12 protein-coding genes are annotated in these 17,092 nt (G+C 75.5%); 2 read left to right on the forward strand and 10 right to left on the reverse strand.

The window, feature by feature from the left end:
* The first annotated feature begins 26 nt into the window (after positions 1-26).
* Positions 27-2,294, forward strand: a complete 2,268-nt coding sequence (locus AB0F71_RS35850) for a MinD/ParA family protein (RefSeq protein WP_360244044.1) — start codon at positions 27-29, stop codon at positions 2,292-2,294.
* A gap of 75 nt (positions 2,295-2,369) precedes the next feature.
* Here the strand turns inward: AB0F71_RS35850 and AB0F71_RS35855 are convergent, their stop codons facing one another.
* From AB0F71_RS35855 to rimP, 10 genes are all read right to left on the reverse strand, one after another.
* Complete coding sequence (locus tag AB0F71_RS35855) at positions 2,370-3,311, reverse strand: bifunctional riboflavin kinase/FAD synthetase (RefSeq protein WP_360244047.1); 942 nt, start codon at positions 3,309-3,311, stop codon at positions 2,370-2,372.
* A 64-nt stretch (positions 3,312-3,375) separates the two neighbouring features.
* Positions 3,376-6,999 carry a serine protease gene (locus AB0F71_RS35860; RefSeq protein WP_360244050.1) on the reverse strand — a complete coding sequence of 1,208 codons (3,624 nt, stop codon included), beginning with the start codon at positions 6,997-6,999 and terminating at the stop codon, positions 3,376-3,378.
* 239 nt (positions 7,000-7,238) lie between these two features.
* The gene (gene truB / locus AB0F71_RS35865) at positions 7,239-8,168 is read right to left on the reverse strand and encodes a tRNA pseudouridine(55) synthase TruB (RefSeq protein ID WP_360244053.1); all 930 of its coding nucleotides are present in this window, start codon (positions 8,166-8,168) and stop codon (positions 7,239-7,241) included.
* 44 nt (positions 8,169-8,212) lie between these two features.
* Positions 8,213-9,316: a DHH family phosphoesterase gene (locus tag AB0F71_RS35870; RefSeq protein WP_360244056.1), complete on the reverse strand. Its 1,104-nt coding sequence runs from the start codon at positions 9,314-9,316 to the stop codon at positions 8,213-8,215.
* 2 nt (positions 9,317-9,318) lie between these two features.
* Entirely contained in the window at positions 9,319-9,759 is a 441-nt protein-coding gene (gene rbfA, locus AB0F71_RS35875) for a 30S ribosome-binding factor RbfA (protein ID WP_360244059.1), read from the reverse strand.
* Between the two features lie 153 nt (positions 9,760-9,912).
* Positions 9,913-10,209: a DUF503 domain-containing protein gene (locus AB0F71_RS35880; RefSeq protein WP_030311386.1), complete on the reverse strand. Its 297-nt coding sequence runs from the start codon at positions 10,207-10,209 to the stop codon at positions 9,913-9,915.
* Between the two features lie 135 nt (positions 10,210-10,344).
* Positions 10,345-13,488 carry a translation initiation factor IF-2 gene (gene infB / locus AB0F71_RS35885; RefSeq protein WP_360244062.1) on the reverse strand — a complete coding sequence of 1,048 codons (3,144 nt, stop codon included), beginning with the start codon at positions 13,486-13,488 and terminating at the stop codon, positions 10,345-10,347.
* A gap of 229 nt (positions 13,489-13,717) precedes the next feature.
* Positions 13,718-13,960 carry a YlxR family protein gene (locus tag AB0F71_RS35890; protein WP_360244065.1) on the reverse strand — a complete coding sequence of 81 codons (243 nt, stop codon included), beginning with the start codon at positions 13,958-13,960 and terminating at the stop codon, positions 13,718-13,720.
* 124 nt (positions 13,961-14,084) lie between these two features.
* Positions 14,085-15,089 (reverse strand): transcription termination factor NusA, encoded by a 1,005-nt coding sequence (nusA, locus tag AB0F71_RS35895; protein WP_360244068.1) that lies wholly within the window; start codon positions 15,087-15,089, stop codon positions 14,085-14,087.
* Positions 15,090-15,142: 53 nt separating this feature from the next.
* Positions 15,143-15,682 (reverse strand): ribosome maturation factor RimP, encoded by a 540-nt coding sequence (gene rimP / locus AB0F71_RS35900; protein WP_360244071.1) that lies wholly within the window; start codon positions 15,680-15,682, stop codon positions 15,143-15,145.
* Positions 15,683-15,974: 292 nt separating this feature from the next.
* On the opposite strand from rimP, the gene AB0F71_RS35905 reads away from it, so the two are divergent.
* Positions 15,975-16,946: a ferritin-like domain-containing protein gene (locus AB0F71_RS35905; protein WP_360244074.1), complete on the forward strand. Its 972-nt coding sequence runs from the start codon at positions 15,975-15,977 to the stop codon at positions 16,944-16,946.
* Positions 16,947-17,092 lie beyond the last annotated feature (146 nt).

Raw genomic sequence — 17,092 nt, forward strand, 5'->3', positions numbered from 1 at the left:
GCGGCGGCGAACACGAGGGAGCCCTAGTGAGCAGCGATCGGGACGGCGTCTACGTCGGCGACAACGCGGCGGAGGACGACGACGACTGGTCCGACGCGCCCGATTACACTCCCCCGTCCTGGTACGTGCAGTCGGGCCCGGCGGCGGCGCCCGCCGCACCGGGCCCGGGGGCTGACGGCGCGGCGGCCGGGGCTCCGGCGGGCGGGGCTCCGACGGCCGCGGCTGCGGCGCCGGAGTCGGCCGCTCCCGCACCGGCCCCGGTGCCGACGGCCGGACAGACGCCGGAGGCACCCCAGCCCACCCCTGCTCCCCAGCCGGTCGCGGCTCCCGCACCGGACCCGGCCGCGCCCCCGGCGCCCGCGCCCGCCCCGGCGGCCGAGCAGGCGCCCCTCCCCGCCCCGGTGCCGCCGGTCGCGCCCGTGCAGGCCGAGGCGCAGCACGTCCCCTTCCCGGTGGCGGCCCCGGCCGTGACGCCGGAGCAGCCGCAGGCACCGGTCGCCGCCCAGCCCTGGCCGCCGGCTGCGGAGGCGCCGGCCCAGTCGAGCGGGCCGCAGCCGTACCCGGCAGCCGCGCCGGTGCCGCAGGCCGTACCGCCCGCGCAGCCCGGACCGTCCGCGCAGCCCGCCCAGCCCGGCCCGCCGGTGCCGCCGCAGCAGTTCGCGCAGCAGCCGCCGGCCCAGCCCGGACCGCCCCAGGGCCCGACCGCTCCGGCGGCTGACCCGCAGGTGAGCTGGGACCCGCAGGCCGCCTGGGCCGCCCAGCAGTCGGCCGCCGCCCAGCCCCAGCCCGGCCAGCCCCAGCCCGGCCAGCCCTACCCCGGGCAGCCCGAGCAGCACGCGCAGCCGCAGCCGGTCCAGCCGCAGCCCGCGCCGCCCGCTCCGGTGGACCCGCGCCAGGGCGGCTGGCCGCAGCCCGGCGCCTACCAGCAGCCGGCCGCCGCCCAGCCCTACCCCGGCCAGCCCCACCCCGGGCAGCCCTACCCCGGCCAGCCCGGCCAGCCGCAGCAGCCCGCCCCCGCCCAGCCCTGGCCGCCGCAGGGCGGCGCCGCCACGCCGCCGCCCGCCGCGTTCCAGCAGGCCGCCGCCCCGCAGCAGACCGCCCACGGGGCGCCGCTGGGCTACACCGCCGCCGTCGAGCTGTCCTCGGACCGGCTGCTGCGCAGCCAGCCCAAGCAGCAGCGCCAGCAGCCGCGGTTCCAGTTCGGCGGCAAGGCCGCGGCGGCCGAGAAGGCCCGCAAGCTGGAGATCATCCGCACCCCGGTGCTGAGCTGCTACCGGATCGCCGTGATCAGCCTCAAGGGCGGTGTCGGCAAGACCACGACCACCACCGCGCTCGGCGCCACCCTGGCCAGCGAGCGCCAGGACAAGGTGATCGCGATCGACGCCAACCCGGACGCCGGCACCCTGGGCCGCCGGGTCAAGCGCCAGACCGGCGCGACCATCCGCGACCTGGTGACGGCCATCCCGCACCTGCGCAGCTACATGGACATCCGTCAGTTCACCTCGCAGGACCTCAACTCGGGCCTGGAGATCCTGGCGAACGACGTCGACCCGGCCGTGTCGACGACCTTCAACGACTCGGACTACCGCCAGGTCATCGAGGTGCTGGGCCGCCAGTACCCGATCATCCTGACCGACTCCGGCACCGGCCTGCTGTACAGCGCGATGCGCGGGGTGCTGGACCTCGCCGACCAGCTGATCATCGTCTCCACCCCGAGCGTGGACGGCGCCTCCAGCGCCTCCACCACGCTGGACTGGCTCTCCGCGCACGGCTACGCGGACCTGGTGCAGCGCAGCATCACGGTGGTCTCCGGGGTGCGCGAGACCAGCAAGATGATCAAGGTCGAGGACATCGTCGCGCACTTCCAGACCCGCTGCCGCGGCGTCATCGTGGTGCCCTTCGACGAGAGCCTGGCGGCCGGTGCCGAGGTCAACCTCGACATGATGCGGCCCAAGGTCCGCGAGGCGTACTTCGAGCTGGCCACCCTGGTCGGCGAGGACATCGCCCGGGCCCAGCACGCCGCCGCCCAGCAGGCCGGCTGGCAGCAGCAGGCGCAGGCGGGCCACCAGCAGCCGGGCCCGCCGCAGCCGTACGCCGATCCCCAGCAGCAGGGCTACCCCGCCCCGCCCGCCCCGGGGGCGCCGTGGGCTCCGCAGCCCGGCCAGGCCCCGCCGCCCCCGCCCGGGTACGGCTACCCCCAGCAGCCCGCCCCCGGAGCCCCGTGGCCGCAGCAGCCCGGAGCCCCGCAGCCGGGCCCCGGCTACGGCTACCCGCCGCAGGCGCCCCCGCAGTGACGAACGGAAGGGGCCCGCCGACTTCGAGTCGGCGGGCCCCTTCGGCATTCCCCGGCAGCGGCGGCCGGACCGGGCTCAGGCCTCGGTCAGCTCCCGGGCGCGCTTGACGTCGTCGGCCATCCGGTCCAGCAGCGCCTCGATGGAGTCGAACTTCTCCATCCCGCGCAGGTAGGCCAGGAAGTCCACGGCCACGTGCAGCCCGTACAGGTCCAGCCCGACCCGGTCGATGGCGTACGCCTCGACGGTACGGGCGGTGCCGTCGAAGGTCGGGTTGGTGCCGACCGAGATCGCCGCCGGCATCCGCTCGCCCTCGGCGGTCAGCCAGCCCGCGTACACGCCGTCGGCCGGGACGGCGCTGTGCGGCACGGTCTCCACGTTGGCGGTCGGGTAGCCGAGCTCACGGCCGCGCTGCGCGCCGCGCACCACCACGCCCTCGACCCGGTGCGGGCGGCCGAGCACCTCGTTGGCACCGGCCATGTCCCCGGTCTCGACCAGGCGGCGGGTCAGGCTGGAGGAGAACGGCTCGCCGTCCCCGGCGGTGCCGGACACCTGGAGGTCCACCACCTCCACCTCGAAGTCGTCCGCCCCGCCCAGCTCGGCGAGCAGCGCGACGTCCCCCGCGGCCCGGTGCCCGAAGCGGAAGTTGGGGCCCTCGATCACCACCCGGGCGTGCAGCGCGTCCACCAGCACCTGCCGGACGAAGGTCTCCGGGGACTCCTGGGAGAACTCGGTGGTGAACGGCAGCACCAGCACCGCGTCCACGCCGAGTTCGGCGATCAGCTCGGCCCGGCGCGGGTGCGGCGCGAGCAGCGGCGGGTGGCTGCCCGGGCGGATCACCTCGCGCGGGTGCGGGTCGAAGGTCACCACGACCGAGGGGAGGCCGAGTTCACGGGCCCGCTCGACGGCCCGCCCGATGATCAGCTGATGCCCGCGGTGCACCCCGTCGAACGAGCCGATGGTGACGACGCTGCGTCCCCAGTCACCGGGGATCTCCTCCAGGCCACGCCAGCGCTGCACCCGACTGCTCCTTGTTCCGTACGGTGCGTGCCCTCGGCACGCTCAAACGCTCACAACCGAACCCCTATAGCGTGCCATGCGCCTGCCCCGGCTCAGGCACCGGAATGGGGGTTGGGCGCACCGGCGCGCGGACGGCCCGCACGGCCGCCGTCCGCTCCGCCTCGGCGGCGGCGTACTGGGCGTCCCGGCCGGCCGCGACCAGGGCCCGCATCCGGGCCAGCCGGGGCCCGTCCGGGGCGGTCGGGGCGGCGTCGACCGGCCACCGGGCGAGCAGCCGGGCGAAGGCCGCCGAACGCCCCGCACAGCGCACCAGCAGCTCGTCCGCGCCCGCCAGCCCCGGCACCGCCCGGGCCAGCACGGCGCGCGCCCGGGCCGGGTTCTCGGCCGCGCAGTGCTCGGCGAGGCGCTCCACGGCCGCGGTGAGCACCGCCCGGTCGGCCTCGGTGGCGAGCAGGGTGTCCAGCAGCTCGCAGCGCAGCGCGTCCGCCGCCGGGTCCGCCACCGGGACGGACAGCGCCTCGGCGAAGGGCGTACGGACCGCCGCCTCGGGGGCGGCCAGCACACCGCCGAGCAGCACCCGCAGCTCCAACCGGGCGGCCGGCCCGTCGATCGCGGCCCGCCCCAGCCGACGGCCGAGGTAGTCGACGGCGACCGGCCCGGCCAGCGCCGGGTGGCGGCGCAGCAGCCGGGCGGCCAGGTCGGCGCTGCGCCGGGCGGCCACCGGGGCGCGGGCGTCGGCCAGCACCCGCAGGGTCTCGGCGGGGGCCGCGCCGGGCGCCGCCAGGGCGTCGGCGAGTGCGGCCAGCACGGGCTCCGGGTCGCTCTCCAGGGCCGGGGCGAGGGCCCGCGGGGTCAGGAAGGCGTCGCCGCCCGCACGGTGGCGGGCGAGCGCGGCGTCCAGGTGCCCGGCCCTGGTCACCGGGTCGGCGACCAGCAGGGCCAGCGCGGCGCCGTGCAGGGCCGGTTCGTCCTCCCGGGCGAGCAGGGTCAGCGCGGTGAAGCGCAGCAGTTCGGCCCCGGCACCGCTCGCGTACGGGGCGGTCCGCAGCGCGTGCACGGCGGCCGCGACGTGCCGTTCGGGCCGGCGGTCGTGGCTCCAGCGGTCCACCGCGCGACAGAGCGCGGACGGCTCCTCGGCGGCGAGCGCGGTGAGCAGCGCGTCCGCCCGCGGGTGCGCGGCGTCGGCCAGCGCGTCGGCCAACTCGTCCAGGGCGGCGCGGCGGTGGGCGTACAGCAGCTCGTGGGCGAGGTCCGCCACCGTGCGGCCCGGGCGGCCCGGCAGGCCGGCCGGGTCGTCGAACCAGGTGCAGAGCAGCGGGAACACCGCGACCGGGTCGGCGCGCAGCCGCTCGGCCGCCGCCGCGAGGAACTGCTGCCCCGGGCCGTCGGCGGCCACCAGGCGGCGCAGCAGGGCGAGTTCGGCCTCGACGGGCAGGCCGAGACCGGTCCAGAACGCGGGGTCGAAGCGGTTCAGCCCGTCGAGCGCCTCCCAACCGCCCGCGGTGGCCGCCCGTTCGGCCGTCCGGCGGGCCAACTGGTCGAGCAGCGCCAGGTGTTCGGTCGGGTCGGGGCTGGCGGCGAGTCCGGCGGTGAGCAACCGGGCCGCCCACCAGGCGGGTTCGCTGCCGGGCGGGCGCAGGTCCAGCGCACGCCAGATCCGGTGCAGCCACGGGTCCAGGGCGGTCGCGCCCCAGGTCTCGGCGACCCGGCGCAGCGCGGCGGCGACCGGGCCGATCCGGTGCCGGGGGACGGCCGGTGCGGGGCCCTGCGGTCCGGGCGGGGTGTCCTCGGCCTCGCCGAGCAGCATCCGCAGCGCCGCGTCCAGGTCCAGGTGTCGGCCCTGCAGCCAGTCGGCGAACTCCCCGTGGGCGAAGCGGAAACCGGGCCCGGCGGGGACGAACAGCCCCTCGGCGAGCACCGCCGTGGCCCAGCCGCCGTCGACCGGGAACAGCTCCTGGAAGGCCTCCCGGCCGAGCGAGCCCGGCTCCTCGCCGAGCATCCGCCGGGCCGCCTCGTGCACCCGCCCGGCCACCGCCGCCGCGAGCCGGCGCACCCGGCCCCGGCGCGCTCCGGCGGGCCGGGCGGCGCCCCGGCGGTGGGCGCCCGGGCGGCGCGGCCGGACGTCCTCGGCCAGTCGCTGGGCCACCCGCAGGCAGAGCAGGTCCAGGTGGGCGCCGAACAGTTCGCTGCGCAGCGCCGGCCCGTCGTGCAGGCCGTGCGCCCACAGCTCGCCGGCCAGCCGGACGGCCAGCGGGTGCCGGGCGTCCTCGGCGGCGGCCGGGCGGCCGGGCGGCAGCCCGTAGCGGCGGCGCACCCGCTCGGCCGCCTCGGCGGGCAGCGGGCCCAGCCGGTGCCCGGCCAGGGTCGGGGTGCCGGGGCCGCCGCCGTCCATCCGGACGGTGGGGGCGCTGGCCAGGTCGCCGTCCGGGCCCGGTTCGGCCGGGCGGGGCACGCCACCGGCGCCGCTGCCCCAGGGCTCGGCCGCCAGCCGTTCCCAGAGCTCCTCGCCGCAGGCGGTGAGCAGCCGTGCCCCGCAGCCGGTGAGCCACTGCCCGGCGCCGCGCAGCCAGCGCGGGTCCAGTTCGGCCGGGGCCTCCTCGGGGCCGTCCAGGACGACCAGCAGCGGGCGCCCGGCCGCCGCGCACAGCGCCGCCACCGGCTCGGGCGCGGGCGCCGGGGTGTCGAGCTCGGCCGCGGCGGCGGCCAGCGCCCGTTCCACCGCCTCGGCGAGCGAGCGGTCCTCGGCGCGCAGGTCGGCGCCGCGCAGCCAGAGGGTGGGCAGCGGCCGGGCGCCGTCGCTGCGGCGGGCGGCCAGTGCGGCGAGTTCGGTGGAGCGGCCGCTGCCGGGGGCGCCGACCAGGGCGGTGACGGTCGCCGCCGGCTCGTCCCCGGCCAGGCCGTCCGGCCGGTCCACCCGGTCGGCGGCCAGCCCGGCCACCCGGCCCGGCCCGGCCCCGGCGGCGGCCAGCTGGGCACCGGTCAGCCGCAGCACCCCGGCCAGGTTCAGCGCGGGGCCGTACCCGGGCACGGTCGCCGCGTTGCGCGCCAGCAGCTCGGCCAGCGCCGGCGCGACCACCGCGCCGCCCCCGGCGGGCACCGCCCACAGCGCGCCGCCGTACTGCGCTCCCCCATACGGCGCTCCCCCGTACTGCGCTCCCCCGTGCTGCGGTCCGCGCAGGGCGGGCGCGGCCAGCGCCACCACCGCGCCGCTGCGGGCGTCCAGCACCGGTGAGCCGGCCGGCACCACGACCCCGGCCACCGCGGGCACGTCCAGCACCGGCACCCCCGCCAGCAGGTGCCCGCCGTACGCCGCGCCGCCGACGCCCAGCAGTCCGCAGCGCAGCACCACCGCCCGGCCGTCCTCGCCGGTCAGGGCGGGCAGCAGCACCTCGTGCCCGGCGCCCAGCGCGGCCACCGGCAGCGGCGGGACGGGGAGCCCGCCGACCGCGTCGGTGCGCAGCAGTGCGAGCCCGTGCTCGGGCAGCGGCAGCACCGCGTCGGTGCCGAGCACCCTGGTCTGTCCGCCGGGGGTGTGCAGCACCAGCCGGTCCAGGCCCGCCACGGCCTCGTGCGCGGTGAGCACCCAGCCCTGCGGGTCGGCGGCGAACCCCAAGCCGTGCAGCCGCCCGTCGAGGTCGCGGATCCGCAGCAGGTACCGCCCCGGATCGCCCTCCGCACACGCCGGCATGGAGCCCCCTCACCCGTCGAGCGGGCCCGTCGCCCGCTCGCCGCCCGGAGCCTGCCCCCCGCGGGGGCGCCCCGACCGCGCCCGCGCCGTTCACCACGGCGGTTCACCTCGCGCGCTCCCCCGTGCGGGTGACGCCCCCCGTTGGGGTGAAGGACCCCCCCGGGGGAACCCCGGACGGGAACGCGCAACCCCCGCCGGGAGGGCTCCCGACGGGGGTTGCGGTACGACGGAGGGCCGCCTCAGCCGACGAACACCGCGACCGGCTTCGCCTGGCCGCCCTTCTCCTCGACCAGCGCGAGGAAGCGCCCGTCCGGCCCGAACACCGCGATCGGCCCGTCCACGCCCAGCCCGGGCGCCTTCAGCCGGGAGCCGTGCGACAGCTTCTCCGCGGAGGCCTCGTCCAGGTCCCAGCGCGGGAACGCGGCCGCCGCCGCCTCCCCGATCGGCAGCACCTCCAGCCCGCTCGCGGACTCGCCGGTGACCGACTCCTCCAACTGCTCCAGGGTGCGCGCCGACTCCACCCCGTACGGCCCGACCTTGGTGCGGCGCAGCGCCGTCAGGTGCCCACCGACCCCCAGCCCGGCGCCCAGGTCGCGGGCCAGCGCCCGGATGTAGGTGCCGGAGGAGCACTCCACGGTCACGTCCAGGTCGATCACCGGGGTGCCGTCCTCGGCGACCGCCGCGCGCTGCTCGTGCACGGTGAAGGAGTGGATGGTGGTGGGCCGGGCGGCGAGCTCGAAGTCCTCGCCCTCGCGCACCCGCGCGTACGAGCGCTTGCCGTCGATCTTGATCGCGCTGACCTTGGACGGCACCTGCATGATCTCGCCGGTGAGCGCCGCGATCCCGGCGTCGATCGCCTCCCGGGTGACGCCGTCCGCCGGGACCGAGGCGGTGACCTCGCCCTCGCGGTCGTCGGTGACGGTGGTCTGGCCGAGCCGGACGGTCGCCTCGTAGGTCTTGGCGGTCAGCATCAGGTGGCCGAGCAGCCGGGTGGCCCGCTCGACGCCGATCACCAGCACGCCGGTGGCCATCGGGTCCAGCGTGCCGGCGTGCCCGACCTTCCTGGTCCCGGCCAGCCACCGCAGCTTGGCGACGACCCCGTGGGAGGTGATGCCCTCGGGCTTGTCGACGATCACCAGGCCGTCCGGGCCGGTGCCTTTGCGCTTCATCGGGTTCTTTCTCTGGAACGTGCGGAAGTTGCTCTACGGGAAGGTCAGTGGAGGGGCCGCAGCGCGCCCCGGAACCGCTCGACCACCGCGGCGACGTCCTCCCGGGCGGAGAAGCCGGCCGCGAAGACGTGCCCGCCGCCGCCCAGTTCACCACAGGCCGCGGCGACGTCCACCGCGCCCTTGGAGCGGGAGGAGCCGCGCAGCGTGCCGTCCGGGTCCTGCTTGAGCACCAGGGCCACCTCGGCCTCGGCCGGCCGGCGCAGGATGTCGATCAGCCCCTCGATCTCCTCGACGGTGACGCTGAACAGCGCCAGGTCCTGGTAGGGCACCCAGGTCCACACCAGGCCCAGCCCGTCGGCCGCCTCCGGCTCGTAGACGGCCCGGTCCAGGGCGGCCGCGAGCACCTTGAGGTAGCCGAAGGAGGAGGTGTCCCACAGCTGCCGGGAGATCAGGTCGTGCCGGATGCCGGTGGCCAGCAGCCGCCCGGCGAGTTCGTGGGTCGCGGGCGTGGTCGCCCGGTACTTGAAGGAGCCGGTGTCGGTGGCGACCCCGGTGTACAGGCAGGTGGCCAGCTCCTGGTCGAGCTCGACGCCGAGCCGGCGCAGCAGTTCGTCCACCAGGACGGCGGTGGCCGGCGCGGTCGGGTCGATCAGCTGGTGGGTGCCGAAGCCCGGGTTGGAGGCGTGGTGGTCGAACACCACCAGGACGGGTGCGGCGAACGCCTTGTCGTGCAGCAGCCCCAGCCGGCTCTGTGCGGCGACGTCGAAGCAGAGCACCAGCTCGGGCACGTCCGGCACCTCGGAGGCCGGCACGATCAGCTCCTGGCCGGGCAGGAAGGCCAGCGACTCGGGCACGATCTGCGGGTCGTCGCCGAAGGAGACCCGCACCTGCTTGCCGAGCGCGCGCAGCGCCAGGGCCGCCGCCAGCGAGGAGCCCAGCGCGTCGCCGTCCGGGCAGATGTGGCAGATCAGGTCGATCGAGCGGGCCCGTCCGATCTCGGCCACCACCTGCTGCCAGATCAGCTCGAAGCCGCTCTCCTCGGCGCGCGGGCCGGGGAGCGCCGCGAGGGCACCCTCCACCGTGCTGGTGGAGGACGCCCCCGTGGTCGATCCGGCTCGCGAGGCGGCCTGCGCCGACTCACCCGCCATGTCTACTCGTCCTCGTCGTCACGCTCGGACGCCGGGACCTTGTACGGGTCCGCGTCACCGGCGTAGGTCGCGCCCGCGGCGGTGGTGCGCACCGCCGCGTCGATGGCCTTGGCCCGGTCGAGCAGGTCGTCGATGTTCCGGGCGTTGTCCGGCAGCGCGTCCGCGACGAAGGTCAGCGTCGGGGTGAAGCGCACCCCGATCTTGCCGACCTCGGAGCGGATCACGCCCTTGGCGCTCTCCAGCGCGGCCGCGGTGGCCTCGCGGTCGGTGTCGTCACCGAAGACGGTGTAGAAGACGGTGGCCTCGCGCAGGTCGCCGGTCACCCGGGTGTCGGTGATGGTCACGAACCCCAGTCGCGGGTCCTTGATCCGCCGCTCCAGGGTCTGGGCGACGACCACCTGGATGCGGTCGGCGAGCTTGCGCGCCCTAGCGGTGTCGGTCACGTTGCCTCCTCGTGCAATGGGCCCGGTACCCGGGAGAGCTGCGCACCCGTCTGGGCCCACGCCCCAAAGTACCGGCCCGCGCCCGGCCTTGCGGGCGCTCTCGGTCCTGATCCGTGTGAGAACGGCGACTTCCGTCGGCCGGCTCCACGGTCCTCATTCGTCGTCGTCGTTGTGGTAGCGCCTCCTCGCGGAGAGGAGCTGCACCTCGGGGCGGCCGGCGACCAACCGCTCACAGCTGTCCAGGACCTCGGTGACGTACCCGGCTTCGCCGGCGACCACCGCGAGGCCGATCTCGGCCCGGCGGTGCAGGTCCTGGTTCCCGGTCTCGGCAGCGCACACGCTGTACTTGCGCTGCAGTTCGGCCACGATCGGCCGCACGATCGAACGCTTCTCCTTGAGCGAGTGGACGTCGCCCAGCAGCAGGTCGAAGGTGAGTGTTCCCACGAACATGTATGACAGGTCTCGCCGACCTGGAAGGCCTCGGGGTGTCGGCGCGGAACCGGCCGACACCCCAGGACCCTACACAGCGAGACCGGGGCCGGTCGACGGAAATACCACCCGTCGACCGGCCCCGGTTGACACCGACTAGGCGCGCGGCTTCTCGCGCATCTCGTAGGTCTCGATGATGTCCTCGACCTTGATGTCGTTGAACGACCCCAGGGTGACACCGGCCTCGAAGCCCTCGCGGACCTCGGTCGCGTCGTCCTTGAAGCGGCGCAGACCCTCGATGGTGAGGCTCTCCGCCACGACCTTGCCGTCGCGCAGCAGGCGGGCCTTGGCGTTGCGGCGGATGATGCCGTCGCGGACCAGGACACCGGCGATGTTGCCGAACTTGGAGGAGCGGAAGACCTCGCGGATCTCCGCGGCGCCGAGGCGCACCTCCTCGTACTCCGGCTTGAGCATGCCCTTGAGGGCGTTCTCGATCTCCTCGATCGCCTGGTAGATGACCGAGTAGTACCGGACGTCCACGCCTTCCTTGTCGGCCGCGGCGCGCGCACGGCCTTCGGCGCGCACGTTGAAGCCGATGATGATGGCGTCCGAGCCCATCGCCAGGTCGACGTCGGACTCGGTGATCGCACCGACGCCGCGGTGCAGCACCCGGAGCTCGACCTCCTCGCCCACGTCCAGCTTGACGAGGGCGTCCTCGAGGGCCTCGACCGAACCGGAGACGTCACCCTTGATGATGAGGTTGAGCTGCTCGATGGAGCCGGCGGCGATGGCCTTGTCCAGGTCCTCCAGGGACACCCGGACCCGACGCTGCGCGAAGGCGGCGTTGCGGTCGCGGGCCGAGCGCTTCTCGGCGATCTGGCGGGCGGTGCGGTCCTCGTCGACGACGATGAAGCTGTCGCCGGCGCGGGGCACCGAGGTCAGACCGAGCAGCAGCACCGGGCGGGACGGGCCGGCCTCGGCGAGGCTGTTGCCGTTCTCGTCCAGCATGGCGCGGACGCGGCCGTAGGCGTCGCCCACGACGATCGAGTCACCGACGCGGAGGGTACCGCGCTGGACCAGGACGGTCGCCATGGCGCCGCGGCCCTTGTCCAGGTGGGCTTCGATCGCAATACCCTGCGCGTCCTGGTGCGGGTTGGCCCGCAGGTCGAGCGAGGCGTCCGCGGTCAGGACCACGGCCTCCAGCAGCTGGTCGATGTTCAGACCCTGGCGCGCGGAGATGTCGACGAACATGGTGTCGCCGCCGTACTCCTCGGCCACCAGGCCGAACTCGGTCAGCTGGCCGCGGACCTTGGTCGGGTCGGCGCCCTCGACGTCGATCTTGTTGACGGCGACCACGATCGGCACACCGGCGGCCTTGGCGTGGTTGAGCGCCTCGACCGTCTGCGGCATGACACCGTCGTTGGCCGCGACCACCAGGATCGCGATGTCGGTGGACTTGGCACCACGGGCACGCATGGCGGAGAACGCCTCGTGACCCGGGGTGTCGAGGAAGGTGATCGGGCGCTCTTCGCCGTTCACCATCGTCGCCACCTGGTAGGCACCGATGTGCTGGGTGATGCCACCGGCCTCGCCGGCCACCACGTTGGACTTGCGGATCGCGTCCAGCAGTCGGGTCTTACCGTGGTCGACGTGACCCATGACGGTGACGACCGGCGGGCGCGGGGCCAGCTGGTCCTCGTCGCCCTCGTTGGCACCGAAGTCGATGTCGAACGACTCCAGCAGCTCGCGGTCCTCGTCGTCCCGGCTGACGATCTCCAGCTGGAAGCCCATCTCGTCCGCCAGCAGCTGCAGCGTGGCGTCGGAGACCGACTGGGTCGCGGTGACCATCTCACCGAGGTTGAACATGACGGAGACGAGCGCGGCCGGGTTGGCGTTGATCTTCTCCGCGAAGTCCATCAGCGAGGCGCCGCTCGACAGGCGAACGGTCTGGCCGTTGCCGCGAGGCAGCATCACACCGCCGACGGACGGGGCCTGCATGGCCTCGTACTCCTGGCGCTTCGCCCGCTTCGACTTGCGACCGCGAGCCGGGCGACCGCCCGGGCCACGACCGAAGGCACCCTGCGTGCCACCACGGGCACCCGGGCCACCGGGACGACCGCCGAAGCCGCCGGGACGGGGGCCGAAGCCACCGCCACCACCGGGGGCGCCGCCACCCGGACGCGGACCGCCGAAGCCGCCGCCACCGGCCGGACGCGAGCCCGGACCGGCCGGACGACCCTGGAAGCCCGGACGGGCGCCGCCGCCACCGGGACCGGCCGGACGGCCGCCGGGGCCACCCGGACCACGGCCACCCGGGCCCGGACGCGGGCCGGCCGGACGCTGCGGCATCATGCCGGGGTTCGGACGCGGCATGCCCGACGGGCTCGGGGCGCCGGGGCGCGGACCGGCCGGACGCGGCATGCCGTCGGGACGGGGGGCACCACCGGGACGCGGGGCACCGGCACCCGGCGCACCACCCGGACGCGGACGGTCGCCACCGGGACGCGGGGCGCCACGGTCAGCACCGGGAGCACCACCCGGACGCGGACGGTCGCCACCCGGACGGGGAGCGCCACCGGCACCCGGCGCACCGGCCGGACGCGGACGGTCGCCACCGGGACGCGGACGGTCGCCGCCCTGCGCACCCGGAGCACCCGGACGGGCACCCGGCGCGCCCGGACGGCGGTCGCCGGGGCGGGCCATGCCGGTCGCACTGCCCGAGGTGAACGGGTTGTTGCCCGGACGCGGGCCGGCCGGACGCGGGCCCGGACGGGCGCCGCCGGAGGCCTGGCCGCTCGGGCGCGGGGCCTGGGAGGCCGGACGCGGGGCGTCGGCACCGGCCGGAGCCGGCGAGGAGAACTCGGCCGCGGGAGCGGCCGGAGCCGCCGGGGTCGCGGGGCGCGCCGCCGGGCGCGGGCCCGGGGTCGGCGCACCCGGACGGGCGGCGGCGGGAGCGGCCGGAGCCGCGGGGGCGGCCGGGGCGGCGGGAGCCGCGGCGGCCGGGGTCGGACGGGGACCCGGGGTCGCGGCAGGCCGCGGACCCGGGGCCGGGGCACCCGGCTTGGGTGCACCCGCGGCGCCTGCCGCGGGCTGGGGCGCCGCGGGCTTCCGCGGGCCAGGCTTGGCAGCGCCACCAGTGGGGGCCACACCAAGCGCGTCAGTCAACTTGCGCACGACCGGCGCCTCGATCGTCGAGGACGCCGAACGGACGAACTCACCGAGCTCGGTGAGCTTGGCCATGACGGCCTTGCTCTCCAAGCCAAGCTCCTTGGCGAGTTCATAAACCCGGACCTTAGCCACTTCACTCCTGTCTTGAGTCCGGGGGTCTCGTCCGCCGGACTGTCGCTACTTCATGGGCGTACCCATCGCGTACTCATCGCGTACTCATCGAGTGCTCATCGCAATCTCGACCTACTTCCACATCGCGAGGTACCTGACTGGTGGCACGGCGCGCGGCTGCCCGAGCGCTGTGCTTGTTGCGGTGGTTCTCCGCCGCGGTGAGCGACGGCCGTCACGGGAGGCGGCCCGCCTAGGAGGCTCCGCCCGCCCGCTCCTCGATGAACCCGCGGAGCCGCTCCGTGTCGAGCGATCCCTGGAGCCGGAAGGCCCGGGGGAACGCCCGACGGCGGACCGCGAGGTCGAGGCAGGCCGGGTCGAGGTGCAGGTGAGCGCCCCGGCCCGGCAGTGCGCCACGGGGATCAGGGACGCAGACGCCCTCGACCGCCGTGACACGCAACAGCTGGTGCTTGGCCGCTCGCTTGCGGCAGCCCACGCAGGTGCGTTCCGGGCGTGCTCGGACATGCGTCCGGCCAGACGAAGGCAAGTCTACCCCTCCGAAGGGACATGGCGCCGCCCCGAAGATCCAGGAGGACCGACGGGGACGACAGGAACAACACTCACGACCGGGCTTCGGCTTCCTCGGCCTGGCCCTCGGTGTCCGGCCGGATGTCGATCCGCCAGCCCGTGAGACGGGCGGCCAGACGGGCGTTCTGCCCCTCCTTGCCGATCGCCAGGGACAGCTGGTAGTCCGGCACGATCACCCGCGCGGAACGCTGGGCGGCGTCCACGATCTCCACGCTGGTCACCCGCGCGGGGGACAGCGCGGCGGCGACCATCTCACGCGGGTCCTCGGACCAGTCCACGATGTCGATCTTCTCGCCGTGCAGCTCGCCCATCACGGCGCGCACCCGGGAGCCCATCGGACCGATGCAGGCGCCCTTGGCGTTCAGCCCGGCCCGGCGCGACCAGACCGCGATCTTGGTGCGGTGGCCGGCCTCACGGGCGATCGCGGCGATCTCCACGCTGCCGTCCGCGATCTCCGGGACCTCCAGCGCGAACAGCTTCTTCACCAGGCTGGGGTGGGTGCGCGACAGCGTCACCGACGGCCCGCGGACACCGCGGCGCACCGCGACGACGTAGCACTTGAGCCGGGTGCCGTGCCGGTAGTCCTCGCCCGGGACCTGCTCCTGCGGCGGCAGGATGGCCTCCAGCTTGCCGATGTCGACCAGCACGTTCTTCGGGTCGTTGCCCTGCTGGACGACACCGGTGACGATGTCGCCCTCCTTGCCCGCGTACTCGCCGAAGGTCTGGTCGTCGGCGGCGTCGCGCAGGCGCTGCATCATCACCTGGATGCCGATGCTGGACGCGATCCGGCCGAAGCCGTTCGGGGTGTCGTCGAACTCCTTCGGCTCGACACCCTCCTCCAGCTCCGCCGGGTCCTCCATGGCCCACACGGTGACGTGGCCGCTCTTGCGGTCCAGGTGCACCCGGGCGCGACGGCGCGAGCCCTCGGTGCGGTGGTACGCGGTGAGGAGGGCGGACTCGATGGACTCGACCAGCAGGTCGAAGGGGATGTTCTTCTCGTTGACCAGCGTGCGCAGGGCACTCATGTCGATGTCCACGGCTACGCCTCCTCGTCTTTCGTCACGTTCATGATGGTCGTACGGCAGCCGGATCACTCGGCGCCGTCGTCCCCCTCGTCGAAGTCGGCGGCCTCGTCCAGGAGCTGCTCGTCGTCCTTGCGGTTGAACTCGACCTGGACCCGGGCCCGCGCCACCTCGACGTACTCCAGACGGCGCTCCTTGGGACGGCCGCGCCCCTTCACCGGCTGCACCTCGACCAGCGCGCCGTCCTCGTCCGCCTCCAGCACCCGGGCGACCAGCTCCCCGCCGTCGACCAGGTGGATCTTGGCGAGCCGCCCCTCCGCGCGCTGCCAGTGCCGCGGCAGTTCGAGCGGGCGCTCCGCACCCGGCGAACCGACCTCCAGCAGGTAGGGCTCGTCCCCCATGACGTCCGAGGCGTCCAGGGCCTCGCCGACCACCCGGCTGAACTCGGCGATGGCGTCCATGTCCACGCCGCCGTCGGTGTCGACGTCGATCTGCACCTGTCGGCGGCTGCCCGCCTTGGTGACCTTGACGTCCTCCAGGTCCAGTCCGGCCTGGGCGGCCAGCGGCTCCAGCAACGCGCGCAGCCGGTCGGTGTGGGTGGTGCTCATCCGGGTGGACTCCTCGGCCGCGTCTGCTGTTGTCAGAGGTCGCCCCGTGCCCTCCGCGCCCCACGGGGCGCACACCGGGTCACGGCAGCTCGGCCCAAAGCCTAGCCGGTGAAGCCGCGAACCACCGATTCCGGACCTCCCCCGACCGGTCGCACGCCACCCACTGCGAGCAAGCTCACACCACCCCGCCCATCGCACCGAACCCCCGCAATCATGGGGGTTCTGCGAAGATTCAGCCCAACGAGGGCAGGCGGGGAGGCCGTCCTCCCGTACCCGCTCCGGAGTGACCCCGATGCAGCCGCCCAGCCGACGGACCTTCCTGGCCCTCGGACTGATCACCCTGACCGCCGCCTGCACCACCGAGGGAGCCACACCCCCCACCCCCGACAACTCCGGCCCGGACCCCGACCACCCCGTCCGCCTACGCGCAGTCGCCGCCACCGACACCCTGCTGGCCGCCTACGACACCCTCCTCACCACCCCCGGCGACCGCACCCCCCTGCTACAGACCCTGCGCGCCGAAACCGCCCAACACCGCGCCGCCCTCGCCCAAGGCCTGCCGCCCACCTCCATACCCCCCAGCACCAGCACCCCCAGCACCACCACCCCTCCCACCCCTCCCACCCCTCCCACTCTCGCCACCCTGGAACACCAAACCGCCCAATCCCACCTCGCCGACCTCACCACCGCCCGCCCACCCCTCGCCCGCCTCCTCGCCTCGGTGTCCGCCGCCAACGCCCTGCACGCCACAGCCCTCGGCGCCCCCACCGACCAGCCCACCCCGAGCAGCACCCCCACCCCCACCCCGAGCAACACCCCCACCCCCGGAACAGCCCTCCCCGCCCTCCAGAAGGCCCTGAGCGCCGAACACGCCGCCGTCTACGGCTACGGCGTCGTCGGCGCCCACCTCCCCGACGACCAGCAACGCACCGACGCCCGCACCGCCTACGCCGCCCACCAGTCCCAGCGCGACGCCTGGCAACGCCTCATCACCACCCTCGGCGCCACCCCCACCCCCGCCGCCGCCGGCTACCGCCTCCCCTTCCCCGTCACCGACCCCACCACCGCCACCCACCTCGCCGCCCACCTGGAAACCAGCCTCACCACCGTCTACGCCGACCTGGTCGCCGACCTCCCCACCCCCCACCGCCCCACCGCAGCCACCGCCCTCCGCGACTGCACCCTCCGCGCCCACCGCTGGGGCGCCCCCGACACCCCCTTCCCCGGCATCCCCACCCCCCTCCCCACCCCCACCCAAACCTGACCCGCACCACCCCACCCAGCACCACCCCACCCACCCCACCACCCCCCTCCCCCCCACCCACCCCAGGCGAGAGGGACGCGCTGCGGGAGGGGGCGGTGGAGGGGGTGGGTGCGGAGAGGGGCGTGACGGGTGATTTTCAGACCGCC

Source organism: Kitasatospora sp. NPDC028055 (assembly GCF_040637885.1).
GTDB lineage: Bacteria > Actinomycetota > Actinomycetes > Streptomycetales > Streptomycetaceae > Kitasatospora.

Excerpts from the sequence above, each read along its gene's own strand:
- AB0F71_RS35860 (WP_360244050.1), bottom strand. The coding sequence starts at position 6,999 with ATGCCGGCGTGTGCGGAGGGCGATCCGGGGCGGTACCTGCTGCGGATC.
- truB (WP_360244053.1), bottom strand. The coding sequence starts at position 8,168 with ATGAAGCGCAAAGGCACCGGCCCGGACGGCCTGGTGATCGTCGACAAG.
- AB0F71_RS35870 (WP_360244056.1), bottom strand. The coding sequence starts at position 9,316 with ATGGCGGGTGAGTCGGCGCAGGCCGCCTCGCGAGCCGGATCGACCACG.
- AB0F71_RS35880 (WP_030311386.1), bottom strand. The coding sequence starts at position 10,209 with ATGTTCGTGGGAACACTCACCTTCGACCTGCTGCTGGGCGACGTCCAC.
- rimP (WP_360244071.1), bottom strand. The coding sequence starts at position 15,682 with ATGAGCACCACCCACACCGACCGGCTGCGCGCGTTGCTGGAGCCGCTG.
- AB0F71_RS35905 (WP_360244074.1), top strand. The coding sequence starts at position 15,975 with ATGCAGCCGCCCAGCCGACGGACCTTCCTGGCCCTCGGACTGATCACC.